This is a genomic window from Algoriphagus aquimarinus, from assembly GCF_900112005.1.
GTDB classification, from domain to species: Bacteria; Bacteroidota; Bacteroidia; order Cytophagales; family Cyclobacteriaceae; genus Algoriphagus; species Algoriphagus aquimarinus.
The window spans coordinates 24,740-45,351 of sequence record NZ_FOKK01000004.1 but is presented as its reverse complement, the minus strand read 5'-3'; the positions used below and the strand labels follow the sequence as shown (position 1 = coordinate 45,351).

Here is a 20,612-nt window from a genome sequence, read left to right as displayed (position 1 = left end):
AATTAGTTATGCTGTCTCAGAATCAATGGGGTACGAACCCATTGGTTCTGTTTTTTTTAGAAGGTGATAGTCACATTCGAATGCTTTATTTCATAGGCAAATTTTCTAGAGTATTGTAAATCAGTTAATACGTTTTTTAAGCTTTGGTTCTCATATACTGTAGTCACTTTCCAGTTGGAAGGCACTTTTCCACTAATATCAATTTGGACTCCATACCATCTCTCCAGCCGAAGTTTTACTTCCTTTAAAGTTGCCTGTGTGAACACCAACTTCCCTACTTTCCAACCTATAACATCTTCAAGATCAAAGTCTCGTTCTAGAAATGTATTTGAATCGGCTTCAAACAGCAATTCCTTTCCAGGCTTTAGGATTAGTGAATTGGTATTATTTGCGAGCTGATTTACGCTCACTTCACCCTCTACCAAGGAAACACGAATTGCTCCCTCCTCTTTAAAAGCTTTTACATTAAAAGCAGTCCCTAAAGCGGTGGTTTCAACCGATCGGCTTTCAACTATAAATGGCTTGGACTTGTCCTTAGCAACCTCAAAAAAACCTTCTCCTTCTAAGAAAACCCTTCTCTCTTGTCCAGCAAACCCAGTTAAATATCTGATGCTGGAACTGCTATTCAGATAGGCAACAGAACCATCTGGTAGCAAGATTTTAGTTTTTTGACCTGGCTTATTTTCTCTGATAATGTAATTTGGAGCTTCGGCCACTACCTCATTACTCAGTTCTTTTTCTAGCTGTTGGTAATAAAAAATGCTCATCGCTAATGCTGCTAGTAGGAATAAGCTCGCAGCATATTTGAATAGGCCCACCCAATGTCCCTTTTCATCTGTTTTTTTTTGAAGGGATCTTTCCCAAATATCATTGGTCTTTTCTTCCAGATTGACTAAGATGGGTTCAGCTGTACTTTCGCCAGCTACTTTTTTAAAAGTTTCAAATATCTCCAGATTTTCATCACACAGATCTGCCCAGTTTTCCAGAATTAAAAGTTCCTCTTGACTTGCCGAATTTGTCAGCCACTTAGAAAGAATAAGGTCGATTTGATCTTCAGGTACATTCACATTACCAAGACAACCTAGAGGAACAAAGGGCGTAATGCACTTTGAATATTTGTTAAAATTTTATTTTAGAACAGGTGAGTAGAGCAGAATAATCAATAGGTAGTAAGAATATTAATCCAAATAATAAATCATCTTCTCCTTTAAAAAAATGGCGCTTTGGGATGATTAGTTTAAATCTAAAAAAGGCAGGCTAAATGTTCATAAATTGGGAAATCAACAAGACCAACATTACTAAACTGCCTACTTTCAAAGAAATAGGGATGATTTTTGAATGTGTATTTTGAGCAGAGATATAAGTCGCTATTTCTGCTCTTAGATCTTTTACCGCTAATTCCAAGTGCTTCTTCACCGTCTTTTCGGCAATATCAAGCAACTTAGAAACCTCCTTGATCTTTAGCCCATCATCTTTGATCATTTTGTACACTAACCTTCTTTTCTGAGGTAATCTATCTACGCATCCTGCTATTTTATCTCGCAATTCAGAGGTCAATAATTGCTCAAGAGGTTGGGTAGACTCACCAGTTTTACAATCTTGTAGATCAAGAGGGGTGAATATTTTATTCTGTCTTTTATTCTTTTTTAACTGGTTCAGGCATTGATTCTTAACAGAAAAATAAAGGTATCCTTCAAAATTCTCTATATCCTTCAGTTGTGTACGATTCTGCAAAAGCCTAATAAACACTTCTGACACCATGTCCTCAGCCTCTTCATAATTTGGTAAAAAACAGGTAGCAAAGGAGACCAGTTTAGAATGATATCTGCTGAAAAGTTCAGAAAAAGCAGCTTTATCTGAATCCACCGAAATCCTATGTAATAACACCTTGTTGGAGGACTGAGAGGACATGGAGATTAGGGTTTAACTATTTAGCATTCTCTATTAGAAACTAACTACTTATAGAATTAGGAATACTTACTCCTTACTGAAAAATGAGTATTACCCATTCCTCATTCTTAGTAACATTAGCTTATCGCCACTTAATATCAGCTGTATAGCATCCTTTCCCATCCTGTACTATAGGGCATAGGGTAACCGGCAAGACTGAATCAGCTTACTGATTTAATTACATCCATAGCGTCAGAAATCAACTGAATTAAAAATCAGGAAAAATATAATAGCAAGCTACCTATGGTTGCCAGTCTTGTGTAATGCTTCCACCAAATCCTCGAATATTTCTGAAGGTTATCTGTATAAATATAATCCATGAAACTAAGCAGTCTAATCTTGTCCAGAATCCAAAAAGAGTGTAAAATTGTCTGCTAGATATTTATAATTAGATCATAGTATGGTAGTTAGACATTACAAACCGACGAGACTTACTGCGAAATCATTCTTTATCTGGGCTCGACCACTTCGTGGACATACTGCCCTAATTAATCTCGTTTAAGTTTCCAAGGAGCTGTTTTCCATAGTAATTTTCTTAGCGGAATTCTTTGTGTCCTCTGGGGTTAGCGGTAAAAATGAAATCCGTTTCTATCCTCCTGCATTGGCCAACATTTCCAGAAGATGATTTTGGACGTGAGGGAAATTGTGTGGTGGTTTTTTCTATTATGGGTTTCACCTATGGCTATAATAATTTCGCTCCTACGGAGCTTAGTTCGTTCGTTATGTGGATAGGATTCTCCTTCCCTACCGTCTGGTTCAATGCTAAATTTTTCTAAAGGAAGACCTCTTAAAACCATGTCCTCCGCTGAGCCTACCCTATTTTTACTATTTTTGCTTCAGATGAAAGTTTGTATTGCTGAGAAACCAAGTGTAGCACGTGAAATAGCCTCAGTTCTAGGAGCTAATACTAGGCACGATGGATATTATGAGGGGAATGGCTATATAGTTACCTATACCTTCGGACACTTTTGCACCTTATTTGAGCCGAATGATTATGATCCTCATTGGAAAAGTTGGAGCCTAAGTCACCTTCCTATGCTTCCCGAAAAGTTCAAAACCAAAGTCGTTGATAACGTTGGGGTCAAGAAGCAATTTGACATTGTAAAAAAGCTATTTGACACCGCCACGCTTGTGATCAACTGTGGTGATGCCGGCCAAGAGGGAGAACTGATTCAGCGGTGGGTAATTGAACAAGCGGAGTATAAAGGAGAAGTCAAACGCTTGTGGATTTCATCTTTGACCACAGAGGCAATCAAGGAAGGTTTCGAAAAACTGCAACCCTCTGCTAAGTATGATAATTTGTATTATGCTGGATATTCCCGGGCAATTGGGGATTGGCTGTTGGGAATGAATGCCACGCGTTTATATACAGTGAAACATGGTGGATACAAACAGGTCCTGTCCATAGGTAGAGTCCAAACGCCTACCCTAGCGATGATTGTTAACAGGTTTAAAGAAATTCAAAATTTTCAGCCACAACCTTTTTGGGAATTACAAACGGTATATAGAGATGTCGTATTTAACTGTGAGGAAGGTAAATTTTTAAAGAAAGAAGATGGAGAGGCTTTTGCCAACGTGGTAAAAGAACATGACTTTGAAGTCGTCTCTATTGCTAATAAAAAAGGAAAGGATTATGCACCTAAGCTCTTTGACTTGACAGGATTACAGGTGTATTGCAATAATAAGTTTGGCCTTTCTGCCGATGAAACACTTAAGGTAGCGCAGCAACTATACGAACAGAAATTAATCACCTACCCGAGAGTGGATACCACTTTCTTACCGAACGATATTTACCCCAAAGCAAAAGGAATTTTAGAAAAGCTAACGAATTATACCTTGCTAACTCAACCGCTTTTCGGCAAAAAATTAAAAAAGTCTAGCAAGGTTTTCAATGATAAAAAAGTAACCGATCACCATGCCATGATTCCTACAGGAATTCAAAGCAGTTTGCACGGGAATCACCTAAAAGTATATGATATTATTGCCAGGAGATTCATCGCCGTGTTTTATGATGATTGTGCGGTGTCCAATACCACAGTATTAGGGAAAGTGGATACGGTTCCGTTTAAAACAACCGGGAAAGTCATTTTAGAAAAAGGCTGGAGAGTTGTTTTTGAAACTGCTGACGGCAAAGATAAAAAGGAGAAAGATGAGCTCCCGCTCTTTACTAAAGGAGAAAAAGGGCCGCATGAGCCATCTTTTCTGGAGAAAGAAACCAAAGCACCTCATCAATATACCGAGGCAACTTTGTTAAGAGGCATGGAAACCGCCGGCAAGCAAGTTGACGATGAAGAGTTGCGGGAGTTAATGAAAGAAAATGGCATTGGTCGTCCTTCTACTCGGGCAAATATTATTGAAACACTGTTCAGGCGGCAGTACATTGAACGGAATAAAAAGCAAATTTTGCCCACCGAAACAGGAGTGCAATTGATTGATATCATTAAGAATGACCTACTGACCTCAGCCGAACTCACTGGGAAGTGGGAAAAACAATTGAAAGAGATAGAAAAAGGGAATTTCAATGCGGGCTCTTTTGTGAAGAACATGAAGAGCATGGTGGAGCATTTGGTCTACGAAGTTATAAGGGAACAAAGCCATGCTAAAATATCTCACAGCACTGATGCCAAGGTTCCTGAAAAGGTAAAATCAACTACCCAAACTGCAATCGTAGGAAGCTCTTGTCCAAAATGCAAGGAAGGGGCACTGCTCAAAGGGAAATCGAGTTACGGATGCAGCGCCTATAAAACCGGATGCAACTTTTTACTTCCTTTTTCTTTCGAAGGAAAGACTATATCAGAGAATCAGTATTTGCGTTTGCTCCAGAAAGGATCTACTGTCAATTTGAAAGGATTTAAAACAGCGACAGGAGATAAAGAAGGATTGGTACGTTTCAATGATGAATTTCAACTCGTTTTGGAAGAAAAGAAACTAGCCAATTCTTCTAAAAAAACTCCTCCAGTCATTTCCTGTCCATTGTGCAATAAAGGAACAATAATAAGAGGTAAAACAGCTTATGGATGCAGTGCCTACAAAGAAGGATGTGACTTTAGATACTCTTTTGATACCCTCCGAGAAAAAGCGAACAAGAAACCCTTAACCGTTGAGCTAGTGACATCTTTATTGAAAGAAAGTGTGGGTGTTTAAGCTGTTGAATGAATGATATAGTGGGTTTTCCTTGAGCGTCAGTGTACTAAGCCTAACGCTCGCCCCGCCTGTACAGGGTATTTTGCATTTCTTAGAAAGTCAGTAGAAAAACATTTCAACTTACATCTATGTGATTACATAAGCCAAACATAATTCCATCTTATCTATTCAACTCAGCTATGTGACTTAATTTTATAGAGTCGACTAAGGTCATAACCCATTACTTAACACTAGGTTTAGCATTCTAAATAATCCATAATAAAGACATGCTACCTAGGTATCACTTAATTGGATTCGAAAAACCAAATTCCCAATCTAACAATCACATAAATAAAACCTGTTAACGCAAAGCCAAATGTCCACCAATACGTTTTATAGATCCTTTTAGAATTATTCACGTCGTACTTTAGCTTTTCGAGTTCTAGCTTCCGCTTCTCTTCCAAGATCATTTTTTCCTTCTCCTGATCTTTAAAAACCTCAGTAAATCCACCTTGGAAATAAAAAGCAGGCAGGTAGTCATTCTTCCAAAACATATCTGGTGTTGGATTTTTCTCGGGAAATAACAAGCGAGGACGGTGATCATTTAAATGATGAAACAAGGATGTTAAATATGCATCCGGTTTATCAGGAAAAAGATGGTTTTTCATATCCTCAACAGATGCTACTTTAGACTTGTTAGATAACAGATCTTTAATCACTAGGTCAAGATCTTCTGCTACTTCTTTATTGAGTTTCATTTTAAAAGAACGTTTAATAGATAGAGCTAAAAACTAAGGAAAGTGTTTACAAATTGAGACAGCTTGTATCAGATTCATATTCCTTAGCACCTAAATTACCAATCTTCAATAAAATCATTACTAATTTTGAAGACAAAATTCCACCTGAACACAATGCACTACTGGGCAGAAATATGCAGTGAATTAAAAGACCTGGAAAAACGGGTGGATATTAAAGTAGGCTTGATTCTAAGTACACACTCAGATCCTTTCCCTTTTGATCGCCTTCATAAAGTACCCGAAATCGCGTCACTCTCTAGAGCTATCCGCCTATTTATCGAAGAGGAACAGGAAAAAGATGCTGCAGTACTATTACATATACTCCAAGGAAAGGGCGTGAAATTGAAGTCGGTGAGGTAGGTTTAGAATTTAATAAAATGTAAAACGTCATAAACCGGAAAGTATTAATTACCACATCAGAATCTCATACTAGGTTTACAAAGTCATATTAAATCGGGTGAGTATTTTCATACCCCAGCACCTAGTACTAGCTTTGACCAACCAAACACACGCACGCTAACCATGCCGAATATCCGTTCTGCTTTCTTTCTATTACTCTGTTTCACTTTCGTCTGGGTTCCAACGCTTGTCGCTCAGCAGTCAATCCCCTACCTCAACCTGAATGTCCAGAATGGCGATCTTCTTTTTGTAGGGGCAGAATTAGAGCATTTGTCTGGAGCCATCAACCGAGTTACACAGCGTACTAGTGACGTCTCTTTTGACCATGTTGGCATTATTGAAGTTTGTGATTCTAGCGCCTATATCCTACATGCTATTGGCAAAAAAGGATCTATACGTGAACCGCTGGATAGTTTGGTGCTTAGCGAATCCGGCCAGAACCGACGGTTCGCGCTATATAGGCTAACTGATGAAGATCAAAATTCCATCAATCAAGCTATCATTACCTCCAAAACGCTGCTGGGGAAACCGTATAATTGGAGCTACGTCCTCAATGACACCTCGTATTATTGCTCGGATTTTGTTGAGCGAGCCTATAGGCATGCAGGTATTTTTGAGTTGGAGCCCATGACTTTTATTAATCCAGACACCCAGAAAACAGACACCTTCTGGGCGGAATTCTATCAGAAGCTTGATATGGATGTGCCCGAAGGAAAATTGGGATGTAACCCTAACGGTCTGGCAGCGAACGAAAAGCTGACATACATAGGATACCTAGAGAATTAAACTGGTTTGGGGCTTGTCGTGGATACAGTACAGCCATTTTGACAAGGAAGTTCGACTCCCTGCTCAACGTATACTCATCTTTTAATCAACTGGATTACCTTCCCGTAGATACACATGAATACCCTCTATCCGATCGATGACCATCACATCATTATCCAATGTGCTTTGGGCTCTCTCCCATTGACTTTGATCGGTTATGAATTTTTCATAGGCTATATCCAGAATCTGTCCTTCCTCAGGTAATTTGAACATTAATGGGCATTCAAAAGAAATCTCAGGTTCGGTAGGCATGTGGATAATAACTTTTGCTACTACATCCTCCTCCGTTTCAGTCAATTTATTAGGTTCGTCATTCATAGTTTGATGGTTTTAAGGGGTTGCTAAATATGGATTTTATAAAAGAGTTCGAGGGTACTACTACATTCTTAATAATCAGTTGCACCTAGTATTCGCAGCTGATTAAACGGGATCTGTTTTCGGAAATTCATCCTCTTTTTCAGGAGGCAATCCATCTCCTTTTCTGGGGAAATAAGGATCTTCCTCTATCTCTTTGGGAGGCTCTTGCACTGGCACTTCCTGCTCATCAGGCAAATACTCTTCCTCTTCGGGAATTACCTTAGTTGGATTGATCTCATCCCCATCCGGCATTGGAAAATCTTCAGCTGGAGGGTTGGGATTCTTCTCTTCGTCTTCGGCAGAGGTAGCAGAGATTCCATTGTTACTAATGAAAACCAGAAAACTCGCTGGATCAATGTAGAACAGAACAAATTTTCCAAGAGAATGTATAAAGGGTATAGAAGCGTAATTAGCCATGATTTCATAAGTTGGTTAGTGAGGACTTTAGTACAATACCTGTGCAAAATCTACTATTCACAAAAAACAGGTTCAAATTGCAATGAGAACACTAAATCGAGCTATATCTCCCTATAATATCGTTTCAAGGAGGGAACTTGCTACCACAGATCGAGAAGCTTATGCACCAAAATAAGTGTGTATGATCATCAGCTTATACCAAACTTTCTATGCCTATTGAATACTATAGTACCCTACTGTAAAAATCTTTCAGTGTCTGAGGAATAACTATTAAAAGGAGTAAAGTGTGCTGGTTTTAAATCAAGATCTTATGAAGACTTAAGGGCACAAGTAGCTCTACTAAAAAAAATCCCGGCAAATTGCCGGGATTAAATTGTACAGACTTTTTTAACTTAGTAAGATCAAGCTTGCTGATCTCTTAGTTGCTTAATTTTGTCATGTGATATTCTTAAGGTCGCCTTTTGCTCAAGAACAAGTGTCTTTAGATTAGCTGGCAAATCTTCATCATTTGCTGCGTCTTTGTAGGCCTTTTGGGCAGCGTCCTCCCCAAATTCACAGTTTTCCAAGACGCTTTTTCTGTCGTGTCCGGTAAACACAGCTTTAACGTCCATCCATGCTCTATACAGTTTACCGCTTGTAGTGGAACTGTCCTCTGTTTCAGTTTTAAAGACATTAAGTTCATTGGAAAGCGCCATTCTGCATTTTCGGCTCTCATCAATCATAGAAATAAACAAAGGTTTCAAATCCAGATCTTCGGCCTTTAAATTTTCAATTGCTTTCTCATACCCTTCGATACGGTCATTGTTGATCTGTACTAAATCATTCAAAATTTCTGCAGCTTCATTGGTAGTTTTCATAGTTGGTTGTTTTAATTAAAATTGCTTTGAATTAAATGACCTATTTGTCATTCTTAAAGAAATAAATCAAATACTTAGCCATGGGATTCAAACAACCGTGAATTCCACTCTGGCCTTTATAATGAGACTATAGGCTAATCTAAGCCCAGAATATGAAGTCATTTTTAAGAATAATTCTCCTCAAATTGTAGCATTTACTCCTAGGTAAATTCTAGCTCCACTCAACTTCTCATTAGCAAAATCTGTTGAAACTTCTTGAAAAGGCAAGTGCCCCTACACTTGAAAATCGGGCTATTTGCAAATAGGCCTAGAGCATATACAGCTTATCATATTTTTCTATATCTACTTACTTGTTTTACATGAAACGAATAAGTTAATTTAAAAATTAATTCCAAGATTACAGGAATGGCAAAACTTATGTTTAGTGTTTCAAGTATTACTAGTACTTGAAGTCCCGAATTTGGGCATGTTGCGAATCCTCTTACCACCACTGACTTTACCTTCCGAATAAATTCCAGAATGACCAGACTACGAATCCATTTTATAGAAAGAGAAACTAGACATACCAATTCCTTCAGTATTTCTCAAGTTGGTGGGATAAACAATACCGGAGAGCGCTGGATGATTTCTGCTCAGAAAGCAATTACTGGAATCAATGAGGGGGTTTGGGAATTTTATATTTTAGAGGACAAAAAAGAAGTCAATGTGAAAGTTGCCCATTCAGAAAATGGAGAACCTAATCTGGTGGCTATAGGAATGGGTTACCTGCATAATCTTCTGGAAGATTTACCAGAAGTCAGTAGAGCCCACTCATCTTAAGGTTGCATTTCCCATTTTTTAAAGTAAGCTTTTGATCTTAATAGACGCTTAAACCATTTTACTCTAATCACTTATTATATAATGACTTAACCTTCATCAAAATATAAGTAATTCCAAATCCTAGGGCTCCAAGCACACAGGATAAAATCACGGCTCCGACCATATATTGATAGAGTTGCAAGTATATCGTATCCACTGTTATTTCAGAAAAGTCCGGAATAAGCACCTTCTTTTCCACAAAAAAACTTCCGAAAAAGTAACTGGAAATAATGATCATTGGAATAAAAGGAGGTAAACTGATATTAGAAAAAGTAAGTACAATGACGCGGTTCATTTTCAGCAAACTAGCGGCAAAAAATGCCACAATCATCTGAAATCCCCAAATCGGAAACACACCGAAAAACAATCCTAAACCTACCGAACCAGCCATTTGCATCGGATCATGTTGGTGACGCTTAAACTCTCTTCTGATTTGTGTAAAAATATTGCTGTCTCCCTTGACAAAAAACAATCTTTTCGGTGCGAAATACCCGAGTGTTAAGAAAAAGAAAACAGTATTCAATACGCTGATTCTTGCAAAATCATGAAACGGTCTGAAGTGACTCACACGGTCTTCAGGATAATTCACATGCACGGGCACTTCCTTGATCTCCACTCCTTCCCAAGCTAGTCGTACCAGAACTTCGACTTCGAATTCAAATTTGTTTGAAAACCATTTCAACCTAGAAATGGGTCTCAGGGGATAAGCCCTAAAACCCGTCTGCGTATCCGATAGCTTAATCCCGGTATTAAACCAAACCCAGAAATTGCTGAACTTATTCCCAAAACTGCTCTTCTTTGGAATGCCATCTTGCTCCATATTGCGTGAGCCCATCAGCACAGTCTCCGTCTCCAGAAGCTGAATTTGTTCAGTCAGATCTTGGATATTCTCCGGCTCATGCTGCCCATCAGAATCCAGCGTCACCGCATACTCATAACCCAAAGCGTGTGCTCTCACAAAGCCTTTTCTAAGCGCATATCCCTTCCCTTTATTTTTGGGATAACTTATAACATTCAAACCTGAAAAGCTCTCCAAAATCGATTCTGTACTATCCGTCGAACCATCATTTACCACCAACAAATCAGGGCAGATTTTCAAAACCTCCGTGATCACTTGACGAAGAGTTCCTTCATTATTATATGTTGGAATGATAATGCAAACTCTATTTCCCATCAAACTGCGCAATAAACGCCTTTCATTTTGAAGAAAATCTTCTCTCCACAAAATAGATTTGCATCAATTTTCAACCCTTCTTCTACCGAAGAATGTTTAATTCCCATTTGCACATCCACATGTTCATTCGGATTTAGCACAGCCAAAAACTTGATGCTCAAAGCTGACATTAGGCGATATTCTTTTTGAAAAAGTTGATTCAAAGCAGTTCGCACTGACTCTACCATAATTACTCCTGGTAGAATAGGATTTCCAGGAAAATGACCTTCGAATACAGAACTAGTGCTCAGCACTTTCACAGCACATAGAGATTCTGTTTCTTCTTGAGTAATTATAGAAATATCAAGTGTTTGATCTAGAATTTCCTGCTGCATTTTATTGAAAAATTGATGCGGGGATCGATGTATTTATTTTCTGATTTGTAAAGCTGATTTCGGTGGAATCATCCTGATTCTCATACATTTTCAGCTGATCGAGTACTAGCGTTTTCTCGTCAAAGGTTAGCTCGATTTTTACCAATCGCTTTGCCATCCGCTTATCCAAAGGTACTAAGCTAATGCGCATCTCCCCATTTTTGCTCTGAAATCTCTTTTCAAACGAGGGATCATTCAAAATAGAACCATCCACCGTACTCAAAATAAACTGTCTAAAAATGCTCATCTGCATATTCAAACCAGTCGATTTTTTCACTGATTCCCCATCGAATTGGATGACTTCTTCCTTATTCAGGATAAAGTAATTTGCAGACGGAGCCAACTGTTCCCAGCGGATTTTATCAGGCTTTTCATAGTAAAAAACCCCTTTGGACACCAATGCCTCATCAAAAAGCAAACTCTGCTTGCTCTGTGTGAAATCTGCCGAAATGGATTTTACAGTCTTATAGTGCTCCTGAAGTTTTTTGGCAAAATCAGTATCCTGCTCCTGACTTAAGGCAGGAATACTTAGACTGATAAATAATATAAGGTTGACTAAAAATGACATTTAATTCAATTCAGCTTTTAAGGTGAGCTTTCTGCTTTTCAGCTCCAGGACCAACGGTTCTAAGATTGAAACAGTTAGATTCTGTGTGTCGTGCAAGAGTACAATATCTGATCCTTTTATTTCTTGGCTTAAGTTTTCGAGCAGTTTCTTAGGATCTTTTTTGACGGTATCAAAACTTCTAACTGACCAGCCGATTGACTTTAAGCCACATTTCTTGAGCGCTGAGGCTATAGTTGGGTTAGTCACACCAAAGGGCGGGCGATACCAATCACCTGCATTAGGAACGACCTTTAATAGCTCTTCATGCCCAGTTCGAATATCCATTGTTGTTCTAGCCTTATTCCAAAGCCCAATTTTAGAATCGTGGCTATAGGAATGACTTCCCAGCAAATGCCCTTCCTCCTGTATTCTACGAACGAGCGCTTCATTGCCCTTCACCTTTTTCCCGATCAGGAAAAACATCGCAGTAGCACCCTGCTTTTTCAGAATATCTAAAACGAGAGGCGTATTCACAGGATCAGGACCATCATCAAAACTCAGTAAGACGTTATTTTCAGAGGTGCGAAAAGTCGATTTTACAAAAAACTGAGCCCTAAGAAACATGGACATTCCAAACAAAAAGAATGAAACACCTACGAACAATGCGATCAGGTAATAGTTGGAAATAGAAGTCAGCAAAATTGCAATTGCCCCTAAAATCGCTATTCCAAAAATACCCTGAGTCTTACTCATGACCAAATAAGGTTAGGCCCATACCAGCCTCTGAGTTAGCATTCAGGATCAAAACATGGTTGTATTCTTCTCTCTGCAAATACGCACAGCCCAAATGAATCGCTATTCCAGAGTTCGTCATGTAATTTCCGACTAAGTCCCCTAGCGACTTTCGATCCATGCCGCAGTCAACTATCATATCAGGGGTAGTAATCAGCAAACAGCATTTCTTATCCACCTTATTTTTCGTCACAAAGGAATCGATCTCTTGAAGCTGATTCTCAGATTTCATTTTGACCAACGCATCCTGCACAAAAATCCCAGATGGCACATCAGCGCTCAACTGAAAAAACGAAGCTCCTTCGCCAAATTGGACTATAGCCCTTTCTTCATACTTCATCTCTCTGCCCAGCGTATCCAATAACGGAATATGTTCGTCAGCTGAACCGAGAAGTATATTTTTCATTCCACAGTTCGCTTGAAGGATAGCATCCTGAAGGGCATTTTCAAAAGAAAAGCCTCTCTGAACATGGGTCATGTTATACCCGTGATTTTTGAGCTGAAGTGCGATCTGTCCAGATAAGGTATTGTGGCTGGACTGCGTGAAAGCAGTGGGCGAATTCAACCCAGCATCAGTAGCCGAAATGAGCGTCAGAAACTTCTCTGTATCCGCCAAATTCCCTAGGCCTGTGCCTACGATTATCCCATCCCAAACTAGCTCAGTGTTCTTCGAAATCGTCAAACTGCACATCAAGGCCATTTTGGTAATTTTGGACATTCTACGCAAAGACATCACTGGAATTACAGTCTTGTAATCTGGATCAACTGCCTTGAACTCCTCTAGATCCTCTCTCAACTCAGGCAGATCGAAACCTTCCCAAAAGCCTTGGGTAGAAATTGAAATTGCTTGATGTATGTAGAGCTTTTGCATCAGCATTTGGAAAAAATCAAAGAGGTGGAATTACCTCCAAAACCGAATGAATTGGACATCACATGCTGAATATCTTTAGAGACTGCTTTTCTCAAAAGTGCTTTCGAAGCTGTCGCAGGCTCAGAAATATTGAAGTTTCCATAAGCGCAACCTTGAAGTAAACTCTCCACAGAGAACACAGCTTCTATCGCTCCAGAAGCTGCAAGCGTATGACCTGTAGCTCCTTTGGTAGAACTGAAATCTGGAAGTTCAGTCCCAAAAACTGCCTCCATCGCTGCTAATTCCGAGGAATCGTTATTCTGTGTTCCTGTCCCATGAGCATTGATATAATCGATTTCAGCAGGTTTCAAGTTTGCTATCTCAAGCGCTGCTTGCATTGCTTTTTGAGCGCCTATTCCTTCGGGCGAAGTGCCTGTATTGTGAAAGGCATCGTTGCGATTGGCCCAGCCTGTGACTTTGGCCAAGCATTGATTTCCGCTTTCCATAATGCTTTCATCGCTTTCCAAAAGCAAGTATGCCGCGCCCTCACCGAGATTCAACCCGCGCCGATTTGCGTCAAAAGGCTGGCACAATTCAGAATCATAGATCATCAGTGATTTGAATCCTTCGATTGTGAACTTGCACAAGGCATCGGTCCCTCCTACCAGCACGCGCTGATATTGCCCCGACTGGATCAGTTGAGCGCCTAGCATGATCGCATTTGCTGCAGAAGAGCAGGCGGTAGAAATTGTATTGATGTATTGAAAATCACCAAGATTTTTGGCGATAAAGTCTGTATTTGCTCCCAAATCATGCATTCCAAAGAGAGCTGCATCTGCCGGCTGTCCTTTGCTTTTCGCTTCGAAATACTGCTCACTCAGATCCATTCCACCGACTGTGGTTCCATTGATAAATGCTGCGGGAAATCTAGAATCCAAAATTGTATTGCTCAATGCCTCCCTTGCAGCCAAAAGCCCAAGTAAAGCAGTTCTGGAAGAGTAATCTGAATATTCAACTCCACACAATTTTGAAAGTTGTTGGTTGGTAAAATGTACTTTCCCGGCATACAAAAATTGCTCATCTCGCTGGAAATGGCTAATGCCAGTCACCCCAGATCTGAGCTGATTAAAATGATGCTTCGCACTGATTCCCAATGCAGTCACCACTCCACGTCCGGTTACATTTACGTTTATCAAGATCGACTTTTTACTATGTATTCTGCAAGTGTGTTCACTGACTTAAAAACGGCTCTGCCTTGATCCGGATTCTCCAATACAACCCCAAAGTGATTATCCAGCATGACAATAATTTCAAGCGCATCAATAGAATCTAGTCCTATCCCTGCATCTCCAAAAAGTGGCTGGTCATCTGCAATATCCTCAGGCGTCAAATCTTCCAAATTCAACTGCTCAATCAGATGCTTCTTTATTTCTTCCTGTAAACTCATTTTATATTGATGTTAATTTCATTTTTATTTCCGCAGCTTCCACTAAATACAGATGAAGCTGATAATTATCCTGAAAGACATCTACCCATCCACCAAGGCAATAAGTTGCTTTTCCACTAGAGATCAACAAATCAGCTTCCAAAGCCCATTCTTCAAAATTGAAATCCGGTCTCAAAATAAGTAGATTTTCTCCGTACCATTTATTTTTGATGGCAATTTCCCCCATCATTATATTTGGCAAAGTATATACAAAAACCGCGGGGCTAACTTTTGTCCCATCGTTGATCAATTGCTGATGCTTTGAATCGGTATCCAAACTGGACCGTCCATTGAAAAAACATAGCGCAACTTCATCATCCGTAAAGGGGATATCATTTGTCTTCAGGAGGTATTCTGTACCTAGAAATGCCAGCTGACAAAGCTTATCCATCTTGAAATACTTAGGATAAGAAATATCCAAATGCCTGTAAGCTGACTTTAGAAAGTCTGAAAAAACCTCATTTTCAACAGAATACTCAGGTGTTCCATTGACTACAACAGTACCATTTTCAATACTACAAGAGGACAACACTTGTATAGCCATAACTTATTGGTTTTCAATTAATACAGCTGCATTACATCCCCCAAAACCTGAAGCTGTTTTTAGGACGATTTTTATCTCCATTCCAAGATTTTCAGTCAACACATTCCGTTCTGTTTCCGTCCCAGATGCTGCACAGCCCATGGTTTTCAAAAATACATTCTCTCTCATACTTTGCATAGTCATCGCCATCTCCACCAAACTACTAGCACCAAGTGTATGTCCAAAATATCCCTTCAAACTATTGAGCGGGGTATTTTGCAAACCATGACTGGCAAATGCCTTAGACTCCATTTCATCGTTGAACAAAGTCCCAGTGCCGTGTGCTGATACAAATTCGATTTGATCAGCAGTTTTATGACTGTATTTCAACGCTTTATCTACCGCTCTATAAAGTCCTTCTCCAGTGCGTGAAGGTCCAGAAATATGGTTTGCGTCGTTGCTAGTCGCTCCACCTAGATAGCGTAATGGGCTAGTTTGGAAAAGTGTTTGATCCTTCGAAAGCACTAGACTTGCAGCCGCTTCACCCAGATTCAAGCCTTTTCTGCTCTTATCAAAAGGTTTGCATTGCTCAGAATCCAAAGCAAAAAAGGACTCAAAGCCCAGGCTTGTAAATTCACTGAGGGCATCTGCGCCTACGATCAAAGCATGATCCACCTGATCCGCAGCAATCTTATCAGCGGCATAGATCAATGCAGCCAATCCAGAAATACAGGCACAGGAAATAACTTTTCCCTGACTTTCAAATGGCAATTCCTTCTGAAGTTGCTGCATCAGGTAATACGGATTGGAGCGATCCATTTCTCCATTTTTCAGATGAATGATATCACCTTTAGTAGTACTGAGTACAAAGAGCCAGCGCTCATCCAACTGATGCTCGAAATTCAAGTTTTCCAGACTTCCTCGGCAGCTTTCACCTGCAAACTCTTCAATCGGAGAGTCCGTCGAGAAGGAAGCATCATCAAACTTCGCAGCGAATAGATTCGTAATTCCAGGAAACGGCTGTTCCAATTCCTTAAGACCAGTTCTGCCATTCTTGGCATTGGAAAAAGTCTCCTGAATCCCCCAGCCAAGAGGAGAAATAACATTCTCCGCACCCAAAAAAACATTTATTTTTCCAGCCATATCTGCTTTGCCTTCCAATCTTCAAAAACAGGTGGAGTGATCAGCTGAAGCTCCATTTCTTCATTCACAAAGACCTGAGTTGTTTCACCAACAGCTGCCAATTTCCCTGTAGTCTCGTTGTAAACGGTGTATTTGTAAATAACCTTCGCTGCTTTACTGAATTGAAGTTGGGTCACTAACCTAGCGACATGGCCGAATTTGAGCACCGATTTAAACTTCAAATTAGTCTCGACAATTGGCAGAATCAACTTGTTATCATACAGATCATGATAAGACATCCCATATTTCAATCCTAAGCTTTCACGCCCATCTTCAAAAAATTTAAGGTAATTCCCATGCCACACGATCCCTAAAGAATCAACTTCAGAAAATCGAATATTAACAAGGATTACGTCTTCTATATATTTCATCTATTTATTTTTCAACACAAATCGTGTCCGTCCTAGCGTCCCAATAGCTTTTGGTATCGAGGATCCTTCGATTTCGAGACTCTCGTCTCTCAAGTGCTCAGGACGATATAAATCTCGATTCAAAAACCGTCAACTCTCTTATGTAAATTCTAAATTTTACTAACTCAGGCAGGCCTGTCTGGCACCGGTAAACTCAATTTTACGGATTGATTACAATTTTCATTTCGCATTCCAGCAGCAGCTCATCCAAGATAAAGCATTTGCCTCTGATCAGCGTAATATTAAATACTTCCTGTAGGACTTCGATTTTGGTATTGATCGTATTTGTAGCTGCGGCAAAGCCAGCAACTTTCACTTTATTTATCCCACCAATAAACCCTAATGGCACTTCGCCACCTTTCTCTCTAGCCTCTATGCCCACCATCGCAGCGGCTGTTTGCGCGATGTTTTCCAGCATTCCTGACTCAGAAAACTGATCTTTACTTACAAAGATATTTTCCGATTCTATATCAAGCTCAGTCTGAATTTCACCTTTGGAATAGGCTATCACCCTGCTTATCATCACCATAGGTGCACGCTGAGGAATCAACGTAGTAACTGGGATCTTTTGCAATTCTTCAGTTGAAATCATTTAGCTGGTGCTTGATAGAAATCGTAATAATTAAACCATTGTTCTGGATACTGCCTCACTTTTTCCTCCAAGCATGTCACATAATCCTCTAAAATTTCATGAATTTGCCCATCTGCTTTTCGAGGCTTAGTTGCACTGAATTCATACCCAAATCTACTATTCTTAACTGCAAAGATAAAAGTGTAGTTTGCCTTGAGCTTATTCACAATTGAAAAAGGGCCTTCTGGAAAGTGTGCTTTCGAATTTAGAAAATCTGCGGAGATCGTTTTCGCACCTGGTAAAAAGCGATCAGCGTTGATGCAAATCAGTTCCTTTTGCTTGAAGTGCTTATAGATCTTGATCAAATGCGACATATCATCTTTGATAGGAATGATATTGAAATTAGGCTTCGAACCTATCCTGTCAAGGTATTCATTAAGCTTTTCTTCCTCGTTTTCATACATCAGCACGTTCAATGGCACATCCAAATTTTGCAGTAGATTCCCTGCAATATCCCAATTACCCACATGAGCTGAAAATACAAATCCACCGTGGCCAGATTTCGCCATTCGGATTAATTCATCCTCCCCTTTTTGTTGATAATAAATATCCGAACCCATTCCCATCGCCAATGCGATCTTATCCAAGATACTTTGAGCGAGTAAATAGAAATTGGTTTGACAGAGTTTCTTGGCTTGGCGAGGAGAGAATCCTAATTTATTTTGGTAGAAATCAAGGATGTGCTTCTTAGGTTCACCCGCAAAGAGGTAGTAATAAAATGAAATAATTTTCAGCAGAAAGTACGTGTTGGATAAACCAAAAATTCGGAGGGAACCAACTACTATTTTATACCCAAGGACGCTTCCTCTACTTCTGCCAGTCCATGAGGCCATTACTTTGCACTCACTTTTTCAAAAATCAAATCGTAAAAATCCTGATAAGTAGTAATAGACTTGAAATCGTCTCCTGTCACTTTGAAACCAAAATTATTTTCTATCACCACTACCAAATCCACATAGTCAAGGCTGTCTAATTCCAGTGTATCCTGCAGGCTAGCATTAGGTTTAATGACACTTTGATCCACCTCAAATTCTTCTACAAGGAATTCATTTATCTTGTCTATTACGATATCCTTCGTCATACTTTCTTTATAATTAAAGTTGAATTGGTGCCGCCAAATCCAAACGAATTCGATACAATATGGCTTAATTCAACTTCCTTTGAAGTTGCAATAATATTAAGATCCGCAGAAACTTCGTCTGGATTTTCAAAATTTATGTTCGGAGCGATGAAACTATGCTGCATCATCAGCAAGCAATAAACGATCTCACTGGCTCCAGCCATCCAGCATTCATGACCTGTCATGGACTTAGTTGAGCTGATTGGAGTTTTGGATCCAAAGACCTCACGAAGCGCCATTGCTTCAAACTTATCTCCCACGGGAGTAGAGGTAGCATGGGCATTTACGTAGTCAATTTCTTCAGCTTTCAGACCTGCACCTTTCAGCGCCATACGGATAGAGCGAACCTGACCATCCATATTGGGATTGGAAATATGCTCTCCATTGGAAGAAAAGCCGTAGCCCACCAATTCTGCTAAAATAGTAGCTCCACGAGCCATTGCAGATTCATAGCTTTCTATAATCAAAGTAGCTGCTCCCCCACTGGCTACCAGTCCATCGCGATCTCTATCAAATGGACGGCATGAAGCTTTGGGATCGTCCTCACGTGTGGAAAATACACCCAAGCCATCAAAACTACCAAATGCCAATGGATTCACTTCCTGAGCACCACCGACTATGATCATCTCTTGCATTCCTGCTTTGATCAACTGATAGCCCATGCCGATCGCATGAGAACCAGAAGCACAAGCTGCACTCACTGTATAATTGATTCCTCGAAGCTTGTAGATAGTTGCCAAATTCATGGTAACCGTACTATTCATCGATTGAAAAATAGACCCTGAACCAACTAAGGTTGTATCCTTCTTTTCACGGATTGTATCGACAGCATCTATTACCGCTTTGGCGGAGGAATCATTTCCATAGATCACTCCGGCTTCATTTTCCTCAAAGTAAGAAAGATCCAAACCTGCCGTTTTCAACGCTTCCTCTGTGGCGACAACAGCATATTTAGCCTCTTCACTTAAGGTATTCCGCTGCTTTCTATTCAACACAGACTTCAAATCTGGCTCTTCTACCAAGCCTGCCAGCCTTGATCGAAAACCCATTTCCTCTCTACTCGGATCAATGGAAATTCCGCTCAATCCATTTTGCAAAGAGTGTAAAACTTCTTCCAGATTTTTTCCGATACAGGAATAAATTCCCATACCTGTGATGACTACCCTTCTCATGAAATCCCTCCGTTAATATTGATTACCTCGCCAGTGATGTAGGCGGCTTTTTCGGAAACAAGAAATGAAACCGTGCCTGCTACTTCTTCCGGCGTACCAAATCTATTCATTGGAATCAGCTTTTTCAATTCATCCTCTGGCAAATCCTTAGTCATATCGGTACTGATAAACCCTGGAGCCACTGCATTCACCGTGATTTTTCGTTTGGCTACTTCCTGCGCCAAAGACTTTGTAAAAGCGATCATTCCGCCTTTGGAAGCCGAATAGTTTGTCTGACCAGGAACGCCTTTTACTCCGGCAAGTGAGGCTACGTTGACGATTCGACCATATCGCTTTCTCACCATATGATTGATCACCGCTTTGGTCACATTATAAGTACCACGCAAATTGATGTCAATCACATTATTGAAATCGTCCTTTTCCATAAACACCAAGAGATTGTCCTTGGTAACTCCTGCATTATTAACCAATACTTTGATTTGATCCTCAGGATGTGATTTGATCCAAGAATCTATCGCAGTAGTAGTCTCTTCATAGTCCTGCACTTTGAATTGAAGTAACTCAGCGGTTCCGCCATTCGCTTCGATTTCCGCCACGGTCTCAAGAGCCGCAGCTTCGTTGCTGGCGTAATTAATCAAAATATGTAATCCATAATCCTGAGCCAAGGTGATAGCGATGGTCTTACCTATACCTCTAGAGGCTCCAGTGATCAAACAACAATCTCTCATT

At 39.9% G+C, this 20,612-nt stretch carries 26 protein-coding genes; 5 read left to right on the top strand and 21 right to left on the bottom strand.

Going from position 1 to position 20,612, the window contains the following annotated elements; genetic code table 11:
- Positions 1-56 precede the first annotated feature (56 nt).
- Complete coding sequence (locus BM291_RS06155) at positions 57-1,067, bottom strand: FecR family protein (protein WP_092895408.1); 1,011 nt, start codon at positions 1,065-1,067, stop codon at positions 57-59.
- Between the two features lie 190 nt (positions 1,068-1,257).
- A complete protein-coding gene (locus BM291_RS06150) occupies positions 1,258-1,911 on the bottom strand; it encodes an RNA polymerase sigma factor (RefSeq protein WP_092895406.1) in 654 nt (217 codons plus the stop codon).
- A 614-nt stretch (positions 1,912-2,525) separates the two neighbouring features.
- On the opposite strand from BM291_RS06150, the gene BM291_RS06145 reads away from it, so the two are divergent.
- Positions 2,526-2,726, top strand: a complete 201-nt coding sequence (locus tag BM291_RS06145) for a hypothetical protein (RefSeq protein WP_092895404.1) — start codon at positions 2,526-2,528, stop codon at positions 2,724-2,726.
- A 19-nt stretch (positions 2,727-2,745) separates the two neighbouring features.
- Positions 2,746-5,094, top strand: coding sequence for a DNA topoisomerase 3 (locus tag BM291_RS06140; protein ID WP_317045646.1), 2,349 nt, complete (start codon positions 2,746-2,748; stop codon positions 5,092-5,094).
- A gap of 284 nt (positions 5,095-5,378) precedes the next feature.
- On the opposite strand, the gene BM291_RS06135 is transcribed toward BM291_RS06140, so the two are convergent.
- Positions 5,379-5,831, bottom strand: a complete 453-nt coding sequence (locus BM291_RS06135; RefSeq protein WP_092895402.1) for a hypothetical protein — start codon at positions 5,829-5,831, stop codon at positions 5,379-5,381.
- A 126-nt stretch (positions 5,832-5,957) separates the two neighbouring features.
- Between BM291_RS06135 and BM291_RS06130 the strand changes: the two genes are divergently transcribed.
- Complete coding sequence (locus BM291_RS06130) at positions 5,958-6,230, top strand: hypothetical protein (RefSeq protein WP_217647296.1); 273 nt, start codon at positions 5,958-5,960, stop codon at positions 6,228-6,230.
- Between the two features lie 162 nt (positions 6,231-6,392).
- Positions 6,393-7,055, top strand: a complete 663-nt coding sequence (locus BM291_RS06125) for a YiiX/YebB-like N1pC/P60 family cysteine hydrolase (RefSeq protein WP_092895398.1) — start codon at positions 6,393-6,395, stop codon at positions 7,053-7,055.
- Positions 7,056-7,136: 81 nt separating this feature from the next.
- Here BM291_RS06125 and BM291_RS06120 read toward each other — a convergent pair whose 3' ends face one another.
- The 3 genes from BM291_RS06120 to BM291_RS06110 form a co-directional block, all read right to left on the bottom strand.
- Positions 7,137-7,412, bottom strand: coding sequence for a hypothetical protein (locus tag BM291_RS06120; RefSeq protein ID WP_092895396.1), 276 nt, complete (start codon positions 7,410-7,412; stop codon positions 7,137-7,139).
- Between the two features lie 102 nt (positions 7,413-7,514).
- The gene (locus BM291_RS06115) at positions 7,515-7,868 is read right to left on the bottom strand and encodes a hypothetical protein (RefSeq protein ID WP_092895394.1); all 354 of its coding nucleotides are present in this window, start codon (positions 7,866-7,868) and stop codon (positions 7,515-7,517) included.
- A gap of 401 nt (positions 7,869-8,269) precedes the next feature.
- Positions 8,270-8,725 (bottom strand): PA2169 family four-helix-bundle protein, encoded by a 456-nt coding sequence (locus BM291_RS06110; protein WP_092895392.1) that lies wholly within the window; start codon positions 8,723-8,725, stop codon positions 8,270-8,272.
- A gap of 519 nt (positions 8,726-9,244) precedes the next feature.
- Between BM291_RS06110 and BM291_RS06105 the strand changes: the two genes are divergently transcribed.
- A complete protein-coding gene (locus BM291_RS06105; RefSeq protein WP_092895390.1) occupies positions 9,245-9,544 on the top strand; it encodes a DUF3892 domain-containing protein in 300 nt (99 codons plus the stop codon).
- A gap of 67 nt (positions 9,545-9,611) precedes the next feature.
- On the opposite strand, the gene BM291_RS06100 is transcribed toward BM291_RS06105, so the two are convergent.
- The 15 genes from BM291_RS06100 to fabG all read right to left on the bottom strand — a co-directional run bounded on the left by BM291_RS06100 (position 9,612) and on the right by fabG (position 20,611).
- Positions 9,612-10,757, bottom strand: coding sequence for a DUF2062 domain-containing protein (locus BM291_RS06100; protein ID WP_092895388.1), 1,146 nt, complete (start codon positions 10,755-10,757; stop codon positions 9,612-9,614).
- Positions 10,757-11,131: an ApeI family dehydratase gene (locus tag BM291_RS06095; RefSeq protein WP_092895386.1), complete on the bottom strand. Its 375-nt coding sequence runs from the start codon at positions 11,129-11,131 to the stop codon at positions 10,757-10,759. Before BM291_RS06095 ends, BM291_RS06100 begins: the two co-directional genes overlap by 1 nt.
- 1 nt (position 11,132) lies before the next feature.
- Complete coding sequence (locus BM291_RS06090; protein ID WP_092895384.1) at positions 11,133-11,738, bottom strand: flexirubin biosynthesis/transport protein LolA2; 606 nt, start codon at positions 11,736-11,738, stop codon at positions 11,133-11,135.
- A complete protein-coding gene (locus tag BM291_RS06085) occupies positions 11,739-12,470 on the bottom strand; it encodes a polysaccharide deacetylase family protein (protein WP_092895382.1) in 732 nt (243 codons plus the stop codon). It abuts the gene before it with no gap.
- A complete protein-coding gene (locus BM291_RS06080) occupies positions 12,463-13,380 on the bottom strand; it encodes a beta-ketoacyl synthase chain length factor (protein ID WP_175499652.1) in 918 nt (305 codons plus the stop codon). The genes BM291_RS06085 and BM291_RS06080 overlap by 8 nt, the downstream gene beginning before the upstream one ends.
- On the bottom strand, positions 13,380-14,555 hold the full coding sequence (locus tag BM291_RS06075; protein ID WP_245786784.1) for a beta-ketoacyl-[acyl-carrier-protein] synthase family protein: 1,176 nt from the start codon (positions 14,553-14,555) through the stop codon (positions 13,380-13,382). Before BM291_RS06075 ends, BM291_RS06080 begins: the two co-directional genes overlap by 1 nt.
- On the bottom strand, positions 14,552-14,806 hold the full coding sequence (locus BM291_RS06070; RefSeq protein WP_092895378.1) for a phosphopantetheine-binding protein: 255 nt from the start codon (positions 14,804-14,806) through the stop codon (positions 14,552-14,554). Before BM291_RS06070 ends, BM291_RS06075 begins: the two co-directional genes overlap by 4 nt.
- A 1-nt stretch (position 14,807) precedes the next feature.
- The gene (locus tag BM291_RS06065; RefSeq protein ID WP_092895376.1) at positions 14,808-15,389 is read right to left on the bottom strand and encodes a beta-ketoacyl-[acyl-carrier-protein] synthase family protein; all 582 of its coding nucleotides are present in this window, start codon (positions 15,387-15,389) and stop codon (positions 14,808-14,810) included.
- Positions 15,390-15,392: 3 nt separating this feature from the next.
- Positions 15,393-16,511 carry a beta-ketoacyl-[acyl-carrier-protein] synthase family protein gene (locus BM291_RS06060; RefSeq protein ID WP_092895374.1) on the bottom strand — a complete coding sequence of 373 codons (1,119 nt, stop codon included), beginning with the start codon at positions 16,509-16,511 and terminating at the stop codon, positions 15,393-15,395.
- Positions 16,496-16,921, bottom strand: coding sequence for an acyl-CoA thioesterase (locus BM291_RS06055; protein WP_092895372.1), 426 nt, complete (start codon positions 16,919-16,921; stop codon positions 16,496-16,498). Before BM291_RS06055 ends, BM291_RS06060 begins: the two co-directional genes overlap by 16 nt.
- Before the next feature lie 199 nt (positions 16,922-17,120).
- Positions 17,121-17,552 (bottom strand): hotdog family protein, encoded by a 432-nt coding sequence (locus BM291_RS06050; protein ID WP_092895370.1) that lies wholly within the window; start codon positions 17,550-17,552, stop codon positions 17,121-17,123.
- Positions 17,549-18,424 (bottom strand): LpxL/LpxP family acyltransferase, encoded by an 876-nt coding sequence (locus tag BM291_RS06045; RefSeq protein ID WP_092895368.1) that lies wholly within the window; start codon positions 18,422-18,424, stop codon positions 17,549-17,551. The genes BM291_RS06050 and BM291_RS06045 overlap by 4 nt, the downstream gene beginning before the upstream one ends.
- Positions 18,424-18,672 (bottom strand): phosphopantetheine-binding protein, encoded by a 249-nt coding sequence (locus BM291_RS06040; RefSeq protein WP_092895366.1) that lies wholly within the window; start codon positions 18,670-18,672, stop codon positions 18,424-18,426. The genes BM291_RS06045 and BM291_RS06040 overlap by 1 nt, the downstream gene beginning before the upstream one ends.
- Positions 18,669-19,883, bottom strand: a complete 1,215-nt coding sequence (locus tag BM291_RS06035; RefSeq protein ID WP_092895365.1) for a beta-ketoacyl-[acyl-carrier-protein] synthase family protein — start codon at positions 19,881-19,883, stop codon at positions 18,669-18,671. Before BM291_RS06035 ends, BM291_RS06040 begins: the two co-directional genes overlap by 4 nt.
- Positions 19,880-20,611, bottom strand: coding sequence for a flexirubin biosynthesis SDR family reductase FlxB (gene fabG / locus BM291_RS06030; protein WP_092895363.1), 732 nt, complete (start codon positions 20,609-20,611; stop codon positions 19,880-19,882). The genes BM291_RS06035 and fabG overlap by 4 nt, the downstream gene beginning before the upstream one ends.
- Position 20,612: the final 1 nt, after the last annotated feature.